Origin of the sequence: Streptomyces sp. NPDC007896, from assembly GCF_042959425.1 — a bacterium.
GTDB lineage: Bacteria > Actinomycetota > Actinomycetes > Streptomycetales > Streptomycetaceae > Streptomyces.
Genome location: NZ_JBIBKX010000010.1, coordinates 78,825 through 95,631 on the forward strand (window position 1 = coordinate 78,825; position 16,807 = coordinate 95,631).

A 16,807-nucleotide genomic window follows, 5' to 3' on the forward strand; every position below is an offset into this window, starting at 1 on the left:
AAGCACGCCCGAGCGCGGCACGGCGAACGTGCCGTCGCGCGGCGCGACGACGACTGCCGACCCGCACCGCAAGAATCCTGTCGAAGCGCTTCGACAACCTATGGACACCCACCACCCGTCGAGCTACTGTCGAGCCACCCTCACACGCCCTTGTCCGCAATGCGCACTGTCGAAGCGCTTCACACAATGCTTGGAGAGCTGGATGGTCACCCTCGCCGAGGTCGCCCAGCACGCCGGAGTCTCGGCGAGCACGGTGAGCTATGTCCTCAGCGGCAAGCGGTCCATCTCCGCGAGCACCCGGCAGCGGGTCGAGCGGAGCATCCAGGAGCTCGGCTACCACCCGAACGCGGGCGCCCGAGCCCTGGCGAGCAGCCGGTCCAACATCATCGCGCTGATGGTTCCGCTCCGTACCGACATGTACGTACCCGTGATGATGGAGATCGCCATCGCGGTGGCGACCCACGCCCGCACGCACGGCTACGACGTGCTCCTGCTCACCGGCGAGGAGGGTCCCGACGCCGTGCGCCGCGTCACCGGCAGCGGGCTCGCCGACGCGATGATCCTGATGGACGTGGAGCTCGACGACGAACGGCTCCCGCTGCTGCGCCAGACGGACCAGCCCTCCGTACTGATCGGCCTGCCCGCCGACACCTCCGGCCTGACCTGCGTCGATCTCGACTTCGGCGCGACGGGCGCGCTGTGCGCCGAGCACCTCGCGCTGCTGGGCCACCGTGACATCGCTGTCATCGGCGAGGCCCCCGCGGTCTACGAGCGGCACACCGGCTTCGCCGAGCGCACCCTCGACGGACTCCGGTCCCGTTCGAGGGAGTTGGGCCTGCGCGTACTGCACCGCCCCTGCGAGGGCGGGTACGACGCGATGGCCCTGACCCTCGCCCGCATCCTCGACGAGCGCCCCGGCACCACGGGCTTCGTCGTGCAGAACGAGTCGGCGGTCGAGCCGCTGCTCGCGCTGTTGCGCCAGCAGGGCCGGGCCGTCCCCGAGGACGTGTCGGTGATCGCGATCTGCCCGGACCAGGTCGCGACACAGGCCTCGGTGCGGCTGACCTCGGTCGCCATCCCGGCGCAGGAGATGGGCCGGCTCGCCGTGGAGCATCTGATCGCCAAGTTGGAAGGGCATGGCAAGGACGAAGTCGTGCTCATCGCACCCGAGTTGACGGTACGGGCGAGCACCGGCCCGGCGCCGACCGCCGCCTGACCGGGGCCCGGCCACGCCACTCCCCGCCCCACCCTTCACCGCACCGCACCGCACCGCACCGCACCGCACCGCATCACACCGCACCGCACCGCCCCAGACCCAGCGTTGTGCCCTCCTCGCCGGGCACCCCCATGTCTGCATGTCTGCATTCCTCATGTCTGCATTCCTTCAGGAGCGCCCCCGTGAATCAGCCTGCCGAAAACCAGACCCAGTCAGGCGCGGTCAGCCTCGCGCAGTCCTCCCCGACCGTCGGCACGTTCCGTGAGCGGGACGGCGCGCTGGAGTGGAGCGGACGTCAGGAGACCGTCCGTATCGAGCCCTGGGGCCCGGACGCGGTCCGGGTCCGCGCACGCCTGGGCGGCCCCGTACTCGAAGGCCTCCCCGGCGCGCTCCTCGACGAGCCGCAGGTGACCGAGAGCACCGTCAAGATCCAGGACGGTGAGGGCCGGTTGACGGTCGGCACACTGACCGTCGAGGTCAGCGCCGAGGGCCTGCTCCGCTTCCTTCGCACGGCCGACGGCACGGAACTCCTCGCCGAGGAGCGCGCTCACTTCTGGTGGCCCGGCCCGCGCCTGTACACCCCGACGGGAAACGGCCATCACCGCCTGGAGCAGCGCTTCGCCGCCTACGAGAGCGAGAAGCTGTACGGCCTCGGCCAGCACCAGCACGGGCTGTTCGACCAGAAGGGCGCGGTCCTGGACCTGATCCAGCGCAACGCCGAGGTCACCGTCCCGGTGCTCACGTCCAGCCGCGGGTACACGTTCCTGTGGAACTCCCCCGCGATCGGCCGGGTCGAGCTCGCGGGCAACGGCACCCGCTGGGTCGCCGACTCGGCCCGCCAGCTCGACTACTGGATCACCGCGGGCACCCCGGCCGACGCCCAGCGCCGCTACAGCGCCGCCACCGGCCGTACGCCGATGCTGCCCGAGTGGGCGGCCGGCTTCTGGCAGTGCAAGCTGCGCTACCGCACGCAGGACGAACTCCTCGGCGTGGCACGGGAGTACAAGCGACGGGGACTGCCCCTGTCCGCCATCGTCTGCGACTTCTTCCACTGGACCCACCTGGGCGACTGGAAGTTCGACCCGGCGGAGTGGCCGGACCCGGCGGCGATGCAGCGCGAGCTCGCCGAACTCGGCGTCAAACTGGTCGTGTCCGTCTGGCCGTCGGTCTCCCCGCTCTCCGAGAACCACCCGCTCATGGAGCAGCGCGGCTACTTCATCGGCACCGAGTACGGCCCGACGGCCCACGCCGACTGGCCCGACAAAGAGGTCGCCTCCACCGTCCAGGTGGCCTTCTACGACGCGACGAACCCCGAGGCCCGCGACTTCCTGTGGTCGCGCGTGAAGGACAACTACCTCGACCCGTACGGCATTTCGGCCTTCTGGCTGGACGCCTGCGAGCCGGAGCTGAAGCCGGGCTTCCAGGAGAACCTGCGCTACCACGCGGGCCCGGGTCTGGAGGTCGGCAACCTCTACCCCCGCGAGAACGCCCGCACCTTCTACGAGGGCATGCTCGCTGTCGGGGAGAGCGAGGTCGTCACTCTCAACCGCTCGGCGTGGGCGGGCAGTCAGCGCTACGGCGCCGCCCTGTGGTCCGGCGACATCGGCACCGACTTCGCGACCCTGCGCCGCCAGATCGCCGCGGGCCTCAACACCGCGCTCTCCGGCATCCCCTGGTGGAACACCGACATCGGCGGCTTCCACGGCGGCGACCCCGACGACCCGGCGTACCGCGAGGTGATGGTCCGCTGGTTCCAGTTCGGCGCGCTCTCCCCGCTGATGCGCCTGCACGGCTTCCGCGACCCCGGTATGCCGCTGGGCCCCGACATGACCGGCGGCCCGAACGAGGTCTGGTCGTACGGCGAGGAGGCCGGCGCGATCCTGGAGAAGTACCTGCGGCTGCGCGAGCGCCTGAAGCCCTATGTGCTGGACGTCATGCGGGAGGCCCACGAGGAGGGGCTGCCGGTGATGCGCCCGCTGTTCCTCGAGTTCCCCGAGGACCACGCCGCCTGGTCGGTCGACGACTCCTACCTCTTCGGCTCCGACCTCCTGGTCGCGCCGGTGCTCACGGCGGGCGCGACGGCGCGTACGGCGTACCTTCCGGCGGGCGCCTGGTGGACCGACGCGTGGACCGGTGAGACGTACGAGGGCGGCGCGGCCGTCACCGTCGACGCCCCTCTGGACCGCATCCCGCTGTTCCTGCGGGACGGGGCGCGGCTGCCTGTGGCGGAGTAGCCGCGCGCATACGGGGGAGGCCGGGCGGGCCTCCCCCGCATGGTCTGTGACGCTACTGTTGCCGGAACTGTGGCCTCCATCACAGCCGAGGCGATCTTGGGCTGCTGAAGTCACCGGATGGTGTACCTGCTCCTGCCGCTCGTCCCGGGGAGCCTGGTCGCGGCCTTCGCCTTCGTCGGGTACTGCTTCGGCACCCTCGGCCGGATCGGCCTGCGGCAGGCCGACCGCGTGGTGTGGCTGCGCGTCGTCGCCGCCCTCATGGGGGCCGCCACGGCCGTTCTGTACGTGTGGGGACTGCTCCATCTGGTCGGCGCGGTCATGGACGCGGAGGAGAACGGCGCCGACTCGGCACCGCTGCGGCCCTGTCGCACACCGGGCTGGGAGGAGTGGGCGCAGGACCCCGGCATCGTCGACTACACGGTGCGCTATCTGCCCCTCCGGTTCGTCTGCGAGACGGGGGACGGCGACAGCTATGTCACCGACGCCGTTCCCGGCTACCTGAACCCCGGCGTGCTGGGCTTCGCGCTGGCCGGCGCCGGGTGTGCCGGTGCCGCGCGGCTCGTGTCGCGACGGCCCGGCCCCCGCGCGACGCGGGGACCGGGCCGCTGATGCCTCCTGGAGTGTCGGTCAACTACTGCTCACCGACAGGCTGTTGGTCGCGAAGTCCAGGCCGCCGGACGAGGACGTGATCTCGAAGCCGAACTGGAGGTCGCCGATGGTCACGTTGCCGAACCATCCCTTGGTGTCCTTGATCCACTTGAGGATCGGCAGGACGTCGACGGTGCCGGAGCTGGAGTTCGAGGTCCGCACGAAGGAGAAGACGTCGTTGGATCCGTTGTTGCCCTTGTAGACGGTCCAGGTGTGGCCGCCGAGGGTGAGGGTGCCCTGCGAGGTGCCGAGCGGGCCGACGGCTCCGGTCTTGTTCACCCAGAGCATGACCTCGTACTTGTAGCCGGTGTCCCAGATGTCGTACGACGTGTTGTACGCGCCGGACGACGGGACCGTGACGTTGTAGCCGCTGCTGAGCGAGCCGAGCGAGGTGATCGACTTGTTGATCACCTTCTTGGCGTTCGGGTACGACTTGATACCACCGGTGTTGGGGTGGTTGGCCCAAACCCCCCAGTTGGTACCGGAGTTGGCCCAGATGCACTGGCTGCCCGCGCCGGAGCCCCAGATGTTGTTGTAGAGCGTGTACCCGTTGAGGCTGGTGTTCCCGTACTGCTCGCAGGAGCTCCAGACGGCCGCCTGGGCGGGGGCGGAGGCGAGGCCGACGGTGGCGCCGAGCGCGAGCGCGGGGGCCAGCAGGGCCTTGGCGGCCCTGCCGAGTGTCCGTGTTGCCATGGTGTCCCTTCCATGGGTGGGGGGAACTGCGGGTGCTACTGCGGCCCCAGGGTGAGGACGCAGTCTTCTCCGGCGCTCAGGGCGAGCGGTCGCGCGCCGGCGGAAGTCCTGAGATCGATCCGCGTGGTGCGGGTGGGGCGGATGACGGCCGTGCGCTCGCCGGGACTCCAGGTCAGGTCGACCTCGGCGCCGAACCGGGTGCGGATGCCGTGGAGCCGGCCGCTCGGGTACGCCGTGGGGAGCGCGGGGAAGAGGACCAGCCGTCCGGGCGTGGACTGGACGAGCATCTCGATGAGCACGGCGGGGAGCGTGTGGGCGGCGTCCGCGTTGTAGACGTGCCGGTTCGGGTAGTGGCCGCTCATCAGGGAGACATGGAAGAAGTCCCCGGCCAGGACGTTGTCGAGGGCTCCCGCCACCCGCTGGGCGTCCCGCAGCCGGGCCGCCACCAGGGCGTGGTGGAGGTGGCCGTGCGCGGAGTCGTTCTCGGCGCCGCGCAGTTCGAGGGCACGGTGGGCCGCCGCGGCGAGCTCGGGGGTGTCGTACGGGTTGATCTCGTCGAGCGGCCAGACGCCGTAGAGGTGGCTGAGGTGCCGGTGGTCGTAGGTGTCGTCGAGGCCGGGCCAGGCCCACTCGGCGAGTGCCCCGTCGGCGTTGACGCGGTGCGGCGGCAGCCGGTCGGCGAGCGCGCGCCAGCGCTCGGCGTCGGGTCCGGGGTGGTGGTCGGCGGCCGTGCGGAGGGCGTGGCGTGCCGCGGAGAGGTCCATGGCGGCGTTGAGGGTGATCCAGCGCGCGGTGGCGGGCCGGTTCTCCGGCGAGTACGACGGCACGATCACGACGTGGCCGCTCTCGTCGGTCCGGGTGAGGAAGTCCTCGTAGAAGTACGCCACTTCGGCGAGCGCGGCGGCCAGGCGCGGGTCGCGTGCGCCGCGCGTCTCGTCGTGGTCCACGAGGGGCTTCAGCAGCCAGTCGGCGCCCGCGGTCCACACGTGCAGCGGGTACTCGCGGCTGAGGTGGTAGATGTGCCCGGACTCGCCGTCGGTGTGCGCGGGGGCGACGACACCCCGGGTACCGAAGATCGCCCGGGCGTTGTCGCGCCAGTGCGGCAACTGGCCGTGGATCAGGGCGGCATGGGCCTCGGACACCTCCGGGAGCGCCGCGGCCGCGGCCGACGCCGTCTGGAGATTGACGTTGGCGTCGGTGGTGAAGGCTCCCGACCAGGCGGTGTCCCAGTCGCCGGTCCACAGCCCGGTCAGCCGTGGCGGCAGCATTCCGGCGGCGGACAGCAGGTGGTGACGACCGGCCGCGAAGAGCCGTTCGAGCAGGGCGGGGCTCTTCGGACGGCGGACCAACTCCGAGCCGGGGAGCGCCCGTTCGGCCGGGTCGGCGCCCAGCTCCAGGCCCGCCCGCAGATAGGCGGGGCGGTGCAGGGCGGTGTGCCGGGCGAGGAGACGGTCGTACGCCTCCTCGTCGTCGGGCAGCAGGGCGCGCAGCTCACGGGCCTCGGCGAGCGCGTCCCACTCCCCCTTGTGCCGCCGTACCCGCGTGAGCAGCAGCATCGAACGCGCGCCCTCGACCCGTATCCCGGGCGGCGCGGTGAGCGTCCGGCCACCGGTGACCACGGCGAGCGTCACCCCGGTGTACGCCCGCCCGCTGCCCGGATAGCGGGCCCGCAGGGTGAGGAGAGCGCCCTCGGCGGTGAGGGCGGAACTGTGACCCACCGTCAAATCGGTTGGAGCGCCCGGCAGTCGGTGGTCGAGCGTCACGTCCGCGGTGAGGTCGGCCTCGGTCACGTGCTGGACGATGACGTCGTCCGCGCGCGACACGAAGACCTCGCTGCGCCGGTCCCCGCACTCGGCGCGGACGACACCGGTGGTGAAGTCGACCTCGCGCCGGTACGTGCGCGACTCCCGTGGCGCCCGGCGCAGCCGCACCTGGAAGGCCGGGTGGAAGGGCTGCACCCACAGCAGCGGTCGCCCGTCGGTGAAGTCCTCCCCGGCGTCGACGTCACCGGCCAGCAACCGGTCCTGGACGCTCTTCAGCCGTTCGGCCAGCTCGGGCGGCCGGGCGTCCGCACTGCCGTTCGGGCGGACCAGGGAGTGATGGTTGACGATGACCCGGTCGTCGTTCGGATCACCGAACACCATGACGCCGTGTCGGCCGTTCCCGCTCAGGAAGGCGTCCTCCCAGCGGGCGGCGGGGGCCGGCTCCCAGGTGCCGTGGACGGGAGCGTCGGTGGAGCCGTGGACGGGCTCGTCCGTGGAGCCGTGGGCGGGATCGCTCATGGCGCTGCCTCCAGTACGACGACCCCGTACCGCCCCAGCTCCACGGCATCGATGACGTCCTGGCCGGTCAGCAGGTCGCGATGGCGTCCCGGCACCGGCACGGTCACCGTGTCCCGCCCGTGGTGGAGCAGGAAGAGCAGTTCGCCCCGGCGTACCGCCTCCACGTCCACCGGGAGGTGGTCGAGTGGCGGCCGTACTCCCGCGTCCTCGGCGATCCCGGCGAGCAGCGGCCACAGCGCCTCGGGCTCGGGGAGGGTGGACAGGTACCAGGCGCGGCCCTTGCGCAGTACGGCCGGAAGACCGTCCAGCTCACCGCCCTTGTACCGGACGACCGCGTAGGTGTCGTCCGCGGCCTCGATCTCCTCGGACCACAACGTGCCCCGGAAGCCCTCGGCCTCGACCTTCTCGTCGGCGTCCAGCGGCCACCACTCGTGCAGGGTGCGGATGCCGAAGAGTTCACGCAGCCGCACGTCCATGCCTCCGGGCCGCACCCGGTCGTCCTGGTCGGCGACGCCGGTCAGGAATCCGGAGACGAGCGTGCCACCGCCGCGTACGTACCCGACGAGGTTGTCGATCGCCCTGTCCGTCAGCAGATACAGCTGAGGGACGACAACCAGCTTGTACGCGGACAGGTCGTGCTCGGGGTGGGCGAAGGAGGCGGTGATGTTGGCCTCCCACAGCGCGCGATGCCAGGCGCGTACGACGCTCTGGTGGTCGACCTCGCAGGACAGCCGCCCGTCCTGCTGACTCGCCCACCAGGCGTTCCAGTCCAGCAGTACGGCGACGTCGGCGCCGATGACCCGCGTGTCCGTCACCTTGGCGCTCAGCAGGGCGAGGTCGGACCCGATCCGCTTGACCTCCTGGAAGGTGCGGCCGCGCTCCCCCGCGTGGCTGACCATCCCGGAGTGGAACTTCTCGGCGCCCTGCCGGGACTGCCGCCACTGGAAATAGCAGACGGCGTCCGCGCCGCGGGCGACGGCCTGGAGGGACCAGAGCCGGTTGAGCCCATGGGGCTTCGGGTGGTTCACGCCACGCCAGTTCACGGGCCCCGCCGCCTGCTCCATGACCATCCAGGGGCCGCCGCGGGCCTGCGAGCGGGTCATGTCGTGGATGAGCGCGCCGTACTGGGCGCCGAGCGGGTCGCGCGGGTCCGGATAGATGTCGACGGAGACCACGTCCTCCCGCTCGTTCATGTAGTGGGCGTGGCGCGGCGGGACGACGCTTTCCCAGACGTCGTAGCCCTGGCTCCAGAAGGCGGTGCCCCAGGCGGTGTTGAGGGCGTCGAGCGTGCCGTACTTGCCCTGGAGCCAGCGCCGGAAGGCGGCGGCCGCCTCGTCGCCCCAGTCGTAGGTGCAGTACTCGTTGTTGATGTGCCACATCGTGAGGGCGGGATGGCCGCCGTAGCGGGCGGCGAGGTCCTCGGTGATGGCGGCGGCGTGGCGCCGGTAGACGGCGCTGGAGTGGGCGAAGTGCTGGCGGCCGCCCCACCACTCGACACGGCCGTCCGCGTCGCGGGGCAGGGTCTCCGGATGGAGCCGGCCCATCCAGGGCGGGGGCGAGGAGGTGGGGGTGGCGAGGACGACTCCGATGCCGTGCTCGTGCATCAGGTCCATGAGCCGGTCGAGCCAGCCGAACTCCCGTGCGCCGGGCGTCGGTTCGAGCTTGGCCCAGGAGAAGACGCCGACGGTGACGGAGTTGACGCCGGCCTCCTTCATGAGCCGTACGTCCTCCGGCCAGAGCTCCTGCGGCCACTGCTCGGGGTTGTAGTCGCCGCCGAAGAGGATGCGGGCGCGGGTGGCGTGCGCGAGGGTGGGTGCCAGGGGCTTCTTTTCGGGCGCGGGCATCAGACCGGCTCCCCGTACTGGATGCCGCGCCCGTTCGTACCGAGGTACACACGGCCGTACACACGCGGGTCTCCGGTGATGACCTCGCCGATCCAGCCCCACTGGTGGGCTTCGTCGTTGATCCGTACCCAGGTCTCGGCCGCGTCGTCGGAGCGGAGGATCGCATCGTTACCGGCCCACGACTGGGCGTAGGTGCCGAGGGCGAGGTAGAGCCGGTCCGGGTGCGCGGGGTCGACGGCGAGCGACTCGACACCGAGCAGGTTCCAGTCGAGGTGGTCGGTGAGCGGGGTCCAGCGGGCGGTGCGCTCGTCCCAGCGGTAGGCGCCGCCGATGTCGGTCCGGGCGTAGGCGAGCCCTCGTACGGCCGGGTGGAACAGCACGCCGGTGATGAATCCGGTACCGCCGATGACGGCGTTGCGCCAGCGGTAGGAGGGGGTGGCGGCGGTGACCTCGGCGGCGTGCGCGCGGCCCTGGGGGAGCGCCACGGTGGTGAGCGCGGCGGCGGCCGCAGTCCCGGCGAGAACGGTCCGGCGGCTCAGTCGGGACGCGTGCATGACATACCTCGTTCTACGGAGAGACGGTCAGGGGATCTACCTGAGGGGCGCCGGGCTGTATCGATATGCGGCTCCGCCGCGTGGGCGCGACCGGCCACGAACAACCCGCGGTCGCCGAAGAACCGGAGAGCCCTCTTCAACAGGCGCCGGTCAGCCCTTCACCGCGCCCGTCAACATGCCCTTCTTGAAATGCCTCTGCACGAACGGCGACAACACGGCCACCGGCAGCAACGCCATCACCATGACCGCCATCTGCACGGCCAGGCCGGACAGTTGGCCGGTCTTGATGGCCTGGCCGAGGCCCACCGGGGCCTCCTGCTTCTGCACGAGCTGGATCATGACGTTCTGCAACGGCATCATGTCCTGGTCGTTGAGGTAGAGCGAGGCGTTGAACCAGGCGCTCCAGTACCCGACGGCGTAGAAGAGGGTGATCACCGCGAGGACCGCGCGGGAGAGTGGCATGACGATCCGCAACAGAATGCGGAGGTCACCGGCGCCGTCGATGCGGGCGCTGTCGATGAGTTCCTGCGAGATGCCCATGAAGAAGCCGCGCAGCACCAGGATGTTGAAGACGCTGATCGCGCTCGGGAGGATCAGCGCGAGATAGCTGTCGGTCAGGCCCAGCGACTGCACCAGCAGATAGGTCGGGATGAGACCGGCGCTGAAGAACATGGTCGCCAGCAGCGCCATCAGGATCCAGCGGTGGCCGAGCGAGCCGATGCGGGAGAGGCCGTAGGCGCACAGGACGGACACCGTCATGGAGAACAGCGTGCCGACGAGGGTGATCAGGATGCTGATGACCGAGGCGCGGGTGACCTGGCCGCCGCTGAGGAGTTCCTTGTAGGCGACGAAGGTGATGCCCTTGGGCACCATCACCAGGCCGCCGGCCTCGTCGATGGTCTTCCGTGAGGAGAGGCTGGTGACGATGACGATCCACAGCGGGAAGAAGATCCCCAGGCAGGCGAGGGTCAGCACGAGTCCCTTGCCCGCGAGGCCTGCCTTGCTGGGCTCCTCCTCCCACGCCGGCCGGGGCGGCGCGGCCAGGCGGCCGGGGCCGCGCACGGGTTTGTCGATGACGGCGGTCACTTCTTGTACACCCCCTGCTCGCCCATGAGATGGGCCACCTTGTTCGCGGCGAGGACCAGGCCGAGGCTGACCACGCCCTTGATCAGTCCGGCGGCCGCCGCGTAGCCGAAGTCCTGGTTGCGGACGCCGTTCCACCAGACGAAGGTGTCGAGGACCTCCGCCGCTCCTGGTCCGACGGCGTCGCGCTGGAGCAGGATCTGTTCGAAGCCGACGGTGAGAGCGTCACCGACGCGGAGCACCAGCAGCAGGGCGATCACCGGGCGCAGCGCGGGCAGCGTGACGTGCCACATGCGGCGCCAGCGACCCGCGCCGTCCATCGCGGCGGCCTCGTACAGGTCCGGGCTGACCGAGGACAGCGCGGCGAGGAAGACGATGATCCCCCAGCCGGCGTCCTTCCACACGCTCTCCGCGGTGATCAGGAACTTGAAGGTGGTGGGGTCGGTCATGATGTCGAGACCGTCGTACCCGTGCTGCCGCAGCAGCTGCGAGAGGATTCCGGCGCCGCCGAAGAGCTGCTGGAAGACGGCGATGACCAGCACCCAGGAGAAGAAGTGCGGCAGGTAGAGGATGGCCTGCGAGAGCGCCCGGACCCTGGGCCTGACCACGCTGTTGATGAGCAGCGCGAGCACGATCGGGATCGGGAAGTACAGGACGAGCTGGAGGAAGAACAGCACGAGGGTGTTCTGCACGGCACTCCAGAACGCCGAGTCCGCGAAGACCCGCTGGAAGTTCTCGATGCCCACCCAGGGGCTGTGCAGCATGGAGACGATGCCGTTGTCGCTGATGTACGGGTCGTAGTCCTGGAAGGCGACGATGTTGCCGAGGATCGGCACATAGTTGAAGAGCAGGACCAGCAGGACCGCCGGCAGCGTCATCAGGAGCAGGACGCGGTCGCGTCTGAACCTGAGCCGCAGGCTCACCTTCCCGGAGGGGCGTTTCTCCCGGGAGCCGGTGGCGCCGCCGGGCGCCACCGGGGTCTTCCCTGTCGTGTCGGCCTCGGTCCCGCTCCGAGGCACCGTGCTGTGGGACACGGCCGTTCTCCTTGCCTCGGTGCCCGGTCAGCTCGTCGCCGAGCCGTTCTCGTCGAGCAGCTTCTTGTACCAGTCGCGCAGTTTGTCGCCGCCCTTGCTCTTCCAGTCGGAGACGGCCTGCTGCATGTCGCTGATCTTCTTGCGGCCGCGGACGATGTCGTCCTCCAACTGCTCGAAGTCGTTGGAGAGATTGGTGTAGCGGGAGGGCTCGGTGATCTGCATGCCGTAGAAGGAGGACTTCTTGGTGAAGGCGCCCATCCGCTGCTGCCACTCGACCTGTGCCTTGGCGACCTCGGGGAAGTCGGGGTGGGCGATGGTCGCGGTGGGGCTCGCGACCATGACGTAGGCGTTGATGACCTCGTTGTTGCCCTGGTCGGTCTTGGTGGGAACGCCGTTCTTGACGGTGTAGTGGGTGCCCTCGACGCCGTAGTTGGTGATCATGTACTCCTTGGTGCCGTACGGCGCGGCGGTGACGTTCGCGACGGCGAGCACGTCACGGATCACGGACTCGGAGGCCTTCTTGCTGACGAAGGCGAAGATGCCGGCCGGCTGCTCGGCCCAGAGGGTCGGGGCACCGCCGTCGTGGCCGAAGATGTCCATGCCCCAGATCTTGTAGTCCGGGTTCTGGGTGGCCTGTTCGGCGGTGCGGCTCCACCACTGCGAGATGTTCTGGGCGTAGATGAGGAACTCGCCGGCCGCGAACTTGGGGCCCGGGTCGGTGGCCGCGCTCTTGCCCAGCTTGGCGTCCGGGTGGACGTATCCGGCGGCGAACAGCTTGCGGGTCCACTCCAGCGCTTCGAGGTACTCCTGGGTCTCGATGCGATAGACCATCTTGCCGTCGACGAGGTTCCAGCCGAGCGGCTTCTCGCTGCCCGAGAGCACACCGAAGGACTGGAAGGCGGTCCACTTCATGTCGAGGCAGGCCCACCGCTTGGCCTTGGCGTTGGTGATCTCCTTGCACAGCGCCGTGAACTCGTCGGCCGAGGTGGGGATTTCGTACCCCTCCTTGTCGAAGATGTCCTTGCGGTACAGGGGCACGATGCCGGTGACGTACGGGGCCGGCTGGGGCAGGCCGCGCAGTTTGCCGCCGAAGAGGGAGCGCTGCCAGGCGTCCGTCGGGATCGCCGCGAGGTTCGGGTACTCCTTGATCGCGTCCCCGGAGAGGTACGGGCCGAGGTCCGCGAACTTGCCGATGATGGCGCTGGGTATCTTGCCGCCCATGTTCCAGCCGGGGATGACCACGACGTCCGGGATGTCACTGGAGGCCAGGACCGCGCCGAGTTTCTGGTCGTAGGTGTTGCCGTCCTGGTTCTGCCACTGGACGTCGACACCGATCAGGTCGTTCATCGCCTTGTAGTAGGCGTTGTCCCCCTTCGGCGGGGAACCCCAGAACGGCGACATGATGCTGACCTTGCCGCCCTTGCCGAGCTTCTTCGGCACCGAGGTCTTCAGGGAAGCGATGTCGAGCTTGCTGGTGAAGCCGACCGCGGAGCCGTTCTTGGCGGCGATGTCAGGGGTCACCACGTTGGTCGCGACGTAGGCCGGCAGCAGCTTCTTGGCGTTCTTGCCCGCCGACGTGCCCCCGCCCGAGCCGCTGTCCGAGCCGCCGCAGGCGGCGAGCAGCGGCATCCCTCCCGCCACCGCCGCGGCGGCGACCGCGGTGGAGGCGAGGAAGCTTCTCCGGCTGGGAGCGGAGGTGGCGGAGGTGGCGGCGTTCGGCGTCATTGCGTCAACCCTTCATGGCGCACAGCAGGACACCCGGCGGTGGAGCCGTCGGCTGCGGTGTCTTGAGTGGAACTGGCTGAGCCGAAGCGGTCCTCGGAGGACTGCGTGGAGGACTGCGTGCTCCCGAGGGAGCCTCCCACTAGTCGAAGCGCTTCGATGTTGCTGCGAGGTTAAGTGAACACCTGGGGGTGCACAAGAGCCGATTCCAAGATTCCTCGGAGGTGTGGAGGACTGGAGCGGACTCATCCGGCGCTTGAAATGCCAATGAGGAAACGGAGTTGTTGCATCGAGGTGTCTTGACACCCACCCCTCGGGCGATCGAGCATCGAAGCGCTTCGAAAGCACCCCGTCGCTCCACCGCAAAGGGATCACCACGTGACCGCACAAACGCCGCCTACGCCGCCTTTTCGCGATCCGCGGCTGCCGTTCGCGAAGCGCATCGACGATCTGCTGGCGCGGCTCACGCTCGACGAGCGCATCGCGTTCCTGCACCAGTTCGCGCCCGCCGTGGAGCGGCTCGGGGTGGCCGCGTTCCGCACCGGCCAGGAGGCGCTGCACGGTGTGGCCTGGATGGGCCCGGCGACGGTCTTCCCCCAGGCCGTCGGCCTCGGCGCGACCTGGAACACGGATCTCGTACGCCGCGTCGGCGACGCGGTCTCGGCCGAGGTCCGCGCGATGCGCGCCCGCGACGACCGGGTGGGCCTCAACGTCTGGTCCCCCACGGTCAATCTGTTGCGCCACCCGCTGTGGGGCCGCAACGAGGAGGGCTACTCGGAGGACCCGAAGCTCACCTCCGCGATCGCCACGGCGTACACCCGGGGCCTGCGCGGCGACCACCCCGACCTTTGGCGCACGGCCCCCGTCCTCAAGCACTGGCTCGCCCACAACAACGAGACGGACAGGGACACCGCCTCCTCCTCGGTCCGCCCGCGCGTGCTGCACGAGTACGACCTGCGGGCCTTCCGCGCGACCGTCGAGGCGGGCGCGGTGGCGGGCGTGATGCCGGCGTACAACCTGGTCAACGGCCGCCCCAACCACGTCTCCCCGTACCTCCGGGAACACCTGCGCACCTGGACGGACCAGGACCTCCTGGTGTGCTCCGACGCGGGTGCCCCCTCCAACCTGGTCGACTCCGAGCACTACTTCGACACCCACGAGGAGGCGACCGCCGCCGCGATCCTCGCCGGGGTCGACAGCTTCACGGACCACGGCACGGACGGTTCGAAGATCGTGGACCGGGTCCGAGGGGCCTTGGAGAAGGGCCTGTTGGGCGAGGCGGACATCGACGCGGCCGTCCGCCGCCAGCTCGCGATCCGCTTCCGGCTCGGCGAGTTCGACCCGCACACGGACCCCCATGCCGCCGCCTCGGACTTCGACACCCCGGCCCACCGCGCGCTCGCCCGGGAGGCGGCCGAGCAGGCGATCGTCCTCCTCAAGAACGACGGCCTGCTGCCACTGCGTCCGGGCGTACGCGTCGCCGTCGTGGGCCTCCTCGCCGACGAGTGCAAGCTCGACTGGTACAGCGGCACACTCATCCACCGCTCCACACCGCTGGAGGGCCTGTACGAGCGCTTCGGTGCCGAGCACGTCGACTTCGCCGAGGGCGTGGACCGCGTACGCCTGAGGACCTCCTCCGGTACGTATCTGTCGGTGCCCCTCGCCGGGGACGCGGACGACGAGGTGCGCGGCGCCGAGGGCGCGCTGGACCCCGCCCTGCTCGCGGGCCGCACGGACCTGCCGCCCCTCACCACCGACGCCACCGGCACCGACCTCGCGCTGATCGACTGGGGCGAGGGGCTGCTGACCCTGCGGGCCCCCGACGGCCGCTACCTCTCGGTCGCCGAGGACGGCTACCTCCGCGCGTCCGCCGACCAGCCGGGTGGCTGGGTCGTCCAGGAGACGTTCCGCCTCGAACCGGCGGGTTCCCGCTCCGGATCCCATGGGAGCGGCCACCTCCTGAGGCATGTCGGGACGGGTGGGCATCTCTCTGTCGCCGCCGACGGCGTCAGGGTTGCCGACGACGCCCCGGAGATTTTCGAGCTGGAGTTCACCGAGCGCGGCGAGGACGCCGTGGCCCGCGTGGCGCAGGCGGCCGACGTGGTCGTGGTCGTGGCGGGCAACGACCCGCACATCAACGGGCGCGAGACGCAGGACCGCACCACCCTCCGGCTCCCCGCCCACCAGGAGCGCCTGCTGCGCGCCGCCCGCGCCGCGAACCCGGACACCGTCCTCGCCCTGGTCTCGGCGTACCCCTACGCGGTGGACCCCACCGACCTCCCCGCCGTCCTGTGGACCGCGCACGGCGGCCAGGCGGCGGGCACCGCCCTGGCCCGCGTCCTGGCCGGCGACGTCTCCCCCGCGGGCCGCCTCCCGCAGACCTGGTACGCCTCCGACGCGGACCTGCCCGACCTGCTCGACTACGACGTGATCGGCGGCCGCCAGACGTATCTGTACTTCGAGGGCACCCCGCTGTTCCCGTTCGGCCACGGTCTCGCGTACACGACGTTCGCGTACGAGGATCTGGAGGTCACCGAGGCTCAGGCCGCACTGAAGGTCTCCTTCACGGTCACCAACACGGGCGCGGCGCCCGCGGACGAGGTGGCCCAGCTCTACGCGCGCGCCGTGGACCCGTCGGTGCCGCGCCCCCGCCGCGAGCTGCTGGCCCACCGGCGTCTCCACCTCGCCCCCGGCACCTCGGAGCGACTGACCTTCGAACTCCCCCTCTCCGCACTGGAGTTCTGGGATGTGGCGGTCGGCAGGCCCCGTCTGGAGCCGGGCGCGTACGAACTCCTCGCGGGCGCGTCCAGCGAGGACATCCGTCTGCGCGCCACGACCGACCTCGCCGGCGAGCCCGCCACCCCCCGCCCGGTGCGCGAACTCGGCCTGAACGCAGTCGACTTCGACGAACAGCGGGACATCGAGATCGTCGACCGTACGAAGGTGTCGGGCGACGCGGTGACTCCGAGGGCCGACGCGACGGGCGAACTCGCCTACCGCGGCCGCGACTTCGGAAGCGGTGTCACGCGGGTCGATGTCGAGGCGTCCGGCGAAGGAGTCGTCGAGGTGTCGCTGGACGGGGGCCCGTCACTCGCGACGGTCACCTTCGGCGGGACGAAGGGTCCGTACGACTACACCACCACCGGCGCCGAGTTCGCGGCCGACGGTGTGCACGACCTGCACCTCAGGCTGCGCGGCCCGCTGCGGCTCGCGCGGGTCGACTTCTCCGGTTGAGGGTCCGGACAGGCCGACCACCAGGGGCCCGGCACCGGAAGGCATCGGTGCCGGGCCATTCGTGCGGGGGGAGACGTCCGCCGACCGCCGTTCCAGCGAGCCCGTGAAACGTTTGAGTGTCCGCGCCGCAGCGGCCCGTGATCCGGTATTCCATGCCATCGCACCGGCCTTGGCGGATGTCCGGCTCGCGGCGGCAGCGGGCGTGGCGGGCGCGGGGAAGGGGTTGTTCACCACGCCCTTGACGACGCCGTACAGCGGCTTCC

10 protein-coding genes and 1 pseudogene are annotated in these 16,807 nt (G+C 70.5%); 4 read left to right on the forward strand and 7 right to left on the reverse strand.

Translation table 11 applies throughout. From position 1 onward, the window contains the following. Positions 1 to 202: 202 nt before the first annotated feature. From ACFZDJ_RS29990 to ACFZDJ_RS30000, 3 genes are all read left to right on the forward strand, one after another. Entirely contained in the window at positions 203 to 1,216 is a 1,014-nt protein-coding gene (locus ACFZDJ_RS29990; RefSeq protein WP_391063498.1) for a substrate-binding domain-containing protein, read from the forward strand. Between the two features lie 182 nt (positions 1,217 to 1,398). Beyond that, complete coding sequence (locus ACFZDJ_RS29995) at positions 1,399 to 3,450, forward strand: TIM-barrel domain-containing protein (RefSeq protein ID WP_391063500.1); 2,052 nt, start codon at positions 1,399 to 1,401, stop codon at positions 3,448 to 3,450. A gap of 117 nt (positions 3,451 to 3,567) precedes the next feature. Further along, positions 3,568 to 4,059, forward strand: a complete 492-nt coding sequence (locus ACFZDJ_RS30000) for a hypothetical protein (protein ID WP_390933515.1) — start codon at positions 3,568 to 3,570, stop codon at positions 4,057 to 4,059. An 18-nt stretch (positions 4,060 to 4,077) separates the two neighbouring features. On the opposite strand, the gene ACFZDJ_RS30005 is transcribed toward ACFZDJ_RS30000, so the two are convergent. The 7 genes and pseudogenes from ACFZDJ_RS30005 to ACFZDJ_RS30035 form a co-directional block, all read right to left on the reverse strand. Next, on the reverse strand, positions 4,078 to 4,791 hold the full coding sequence (locus ACFZDJ_RS30005) for a hypothetical protein (RefSeq protein ID WP_168511683.1): 714 nt from the start codon (positions 4,789 to 4,791) through the stop codon (positions 4,078 to 4,080). A gap of 35 nt (positions 4,792 to 4,826) precedes the next feature. Beyond that, positions 4,827 to 7,073: a glycoside hydrolase N-terminal domain-containing protein gene (locus ACFZDJ_RS30010; RefSeq protein WP_391063502.1), complete on the reverse strand. Its 2,247-nt coding sequence runs from the start codon at positions 7,071 to 7,073 to the stop codon at positions 4,827 to 4,829. Then, on the reverse strand, positions 7,070 to 8,917 hold the full coding sequence (locus tag ACFZDJ_RS30015) for a beta-galactosidase (protein WP_391063505.1): 1,848 nt from the start codon (positions 8,915 to 8,917) through the stop codon (positions 7,070 to 7,072). The genes ACFZDJ_RS30010 and ACFZDJ_RS30015 overlap by 4 nt, the downstream gene beginning before the upstream one ends. 20 nt (positions 8,918 to 8,937) lie before the next feature. Next, positions 8,938 to 9,471: pseudogene (locus ACFZDJ_RS30020) on the reverse strand (1,4-beta-glucanase); the annotation flags it as partial. A gap of 150 nt (positions 9,472 to 9,621) precedes the next feature. Next, entirely contained in the window at positions 9,622 to 10,557 is a 936-nt protein-coding gene (locus tag ACFZDJ_RS30025; RefSeq protein ID WP_390933518.1) for a carbohydrate ABC transporter permease, read from the reverse strand. Beyond that, positions 10,554 to 11,588 (reverse strand): ABC transporter permease, encoded by a 1,035-nt coding sequence (locus ACFZDJ_RS30030; RefSeq protein ID WP_384912082.1) that lies wholly within the window; start codon positions 11,586 to 11,588, stop codon positions 10,554 to 10,556. The genes ACFZDJ_RS30025 and ACFZDJ_RS30030 overlap by 4 nt, the downstream gene beginning before the upstream one ends. Positions 11,589 to 11,615: 27 nt before the next feature. Beyond that, positions 11,616 to 13,313 carry an extracellular solute-binding protein gene (locus ACFZDJ_RS30035; protein WP_391063509.1) on the reverse strand — a complete coding sequence of 566 codons (1,698 nt, stop codon included), beginning with the start codon at positions 13,311 to 13,313 and terminating at the stop codon, positions 11,616 to 11,618. Between the two features lie 375 nt (positions 13,314 to 13,688). Here ACFZDJ_RS30035 and ACFZDJ_RS30040 point away from each other — a divergent pair, with 375 nt between their 5' ends. Next, positions 13,689 to 16,544, forward strand: a complete 2,856-nt coding sequence (locus ACFZDJ_RS30040) for a glycoside hydrolase family 3 C-terminal domain-containing protein (RefSeq protein WP_391063512.1) — start codon at positions 13,689 to 13,691, stop codon at positions 16,542 to 16,544. Positions 16,545 to 16,807: the final 263 nt, after the last annotated feature.

Coding starts and splice junctions, on each gene's coding strand:
- ACFZDJ_RS29990 (WP_391063498.1), top strand. CDS start 203: ATGGTCACCCTCGCCGAGGTCGCCCAGCACGCCGGAGTCTCGGCGAGC.
- ACFZDJ_RS30000 (WP_390933515.1), top strand. CDS start 3,568: ATGGTGTACCTGCTCCTGCCGCTCGTCCCGGGGAGCCTGGTCGCGGCC.
- ACFZDJ_RS30005 (WP_168511683.1), bottom strand. CDS start 4,791: ATGGCAACACGGACACTCGGCAGGGCCGCCAAGGCCCTGCTGGCCCCC.
- ACFZDJ_RS30010 (WP_391063502.1), bottom strand. CDS start 7,073: ATGAGCGATCCCGCCCACGGCTCCACGGACGAGCCCGTCCACGGCTCC.
- ACFZDJ_RS30015 (WP_391063505.1), bottom strand. CDS start 8,917: ATGCCCGCGCCCGAAAAGAAGCCCCTGGCACCCACCCTCGCGCACGCC.
- ACFZDJ_RS30035 (WP_391063509.1), bottom strand. CDS start 13,313: ATGACGCCGAACGCCGCCACCTCCGCCACCTCCGCTCCCAGCCGGAGA.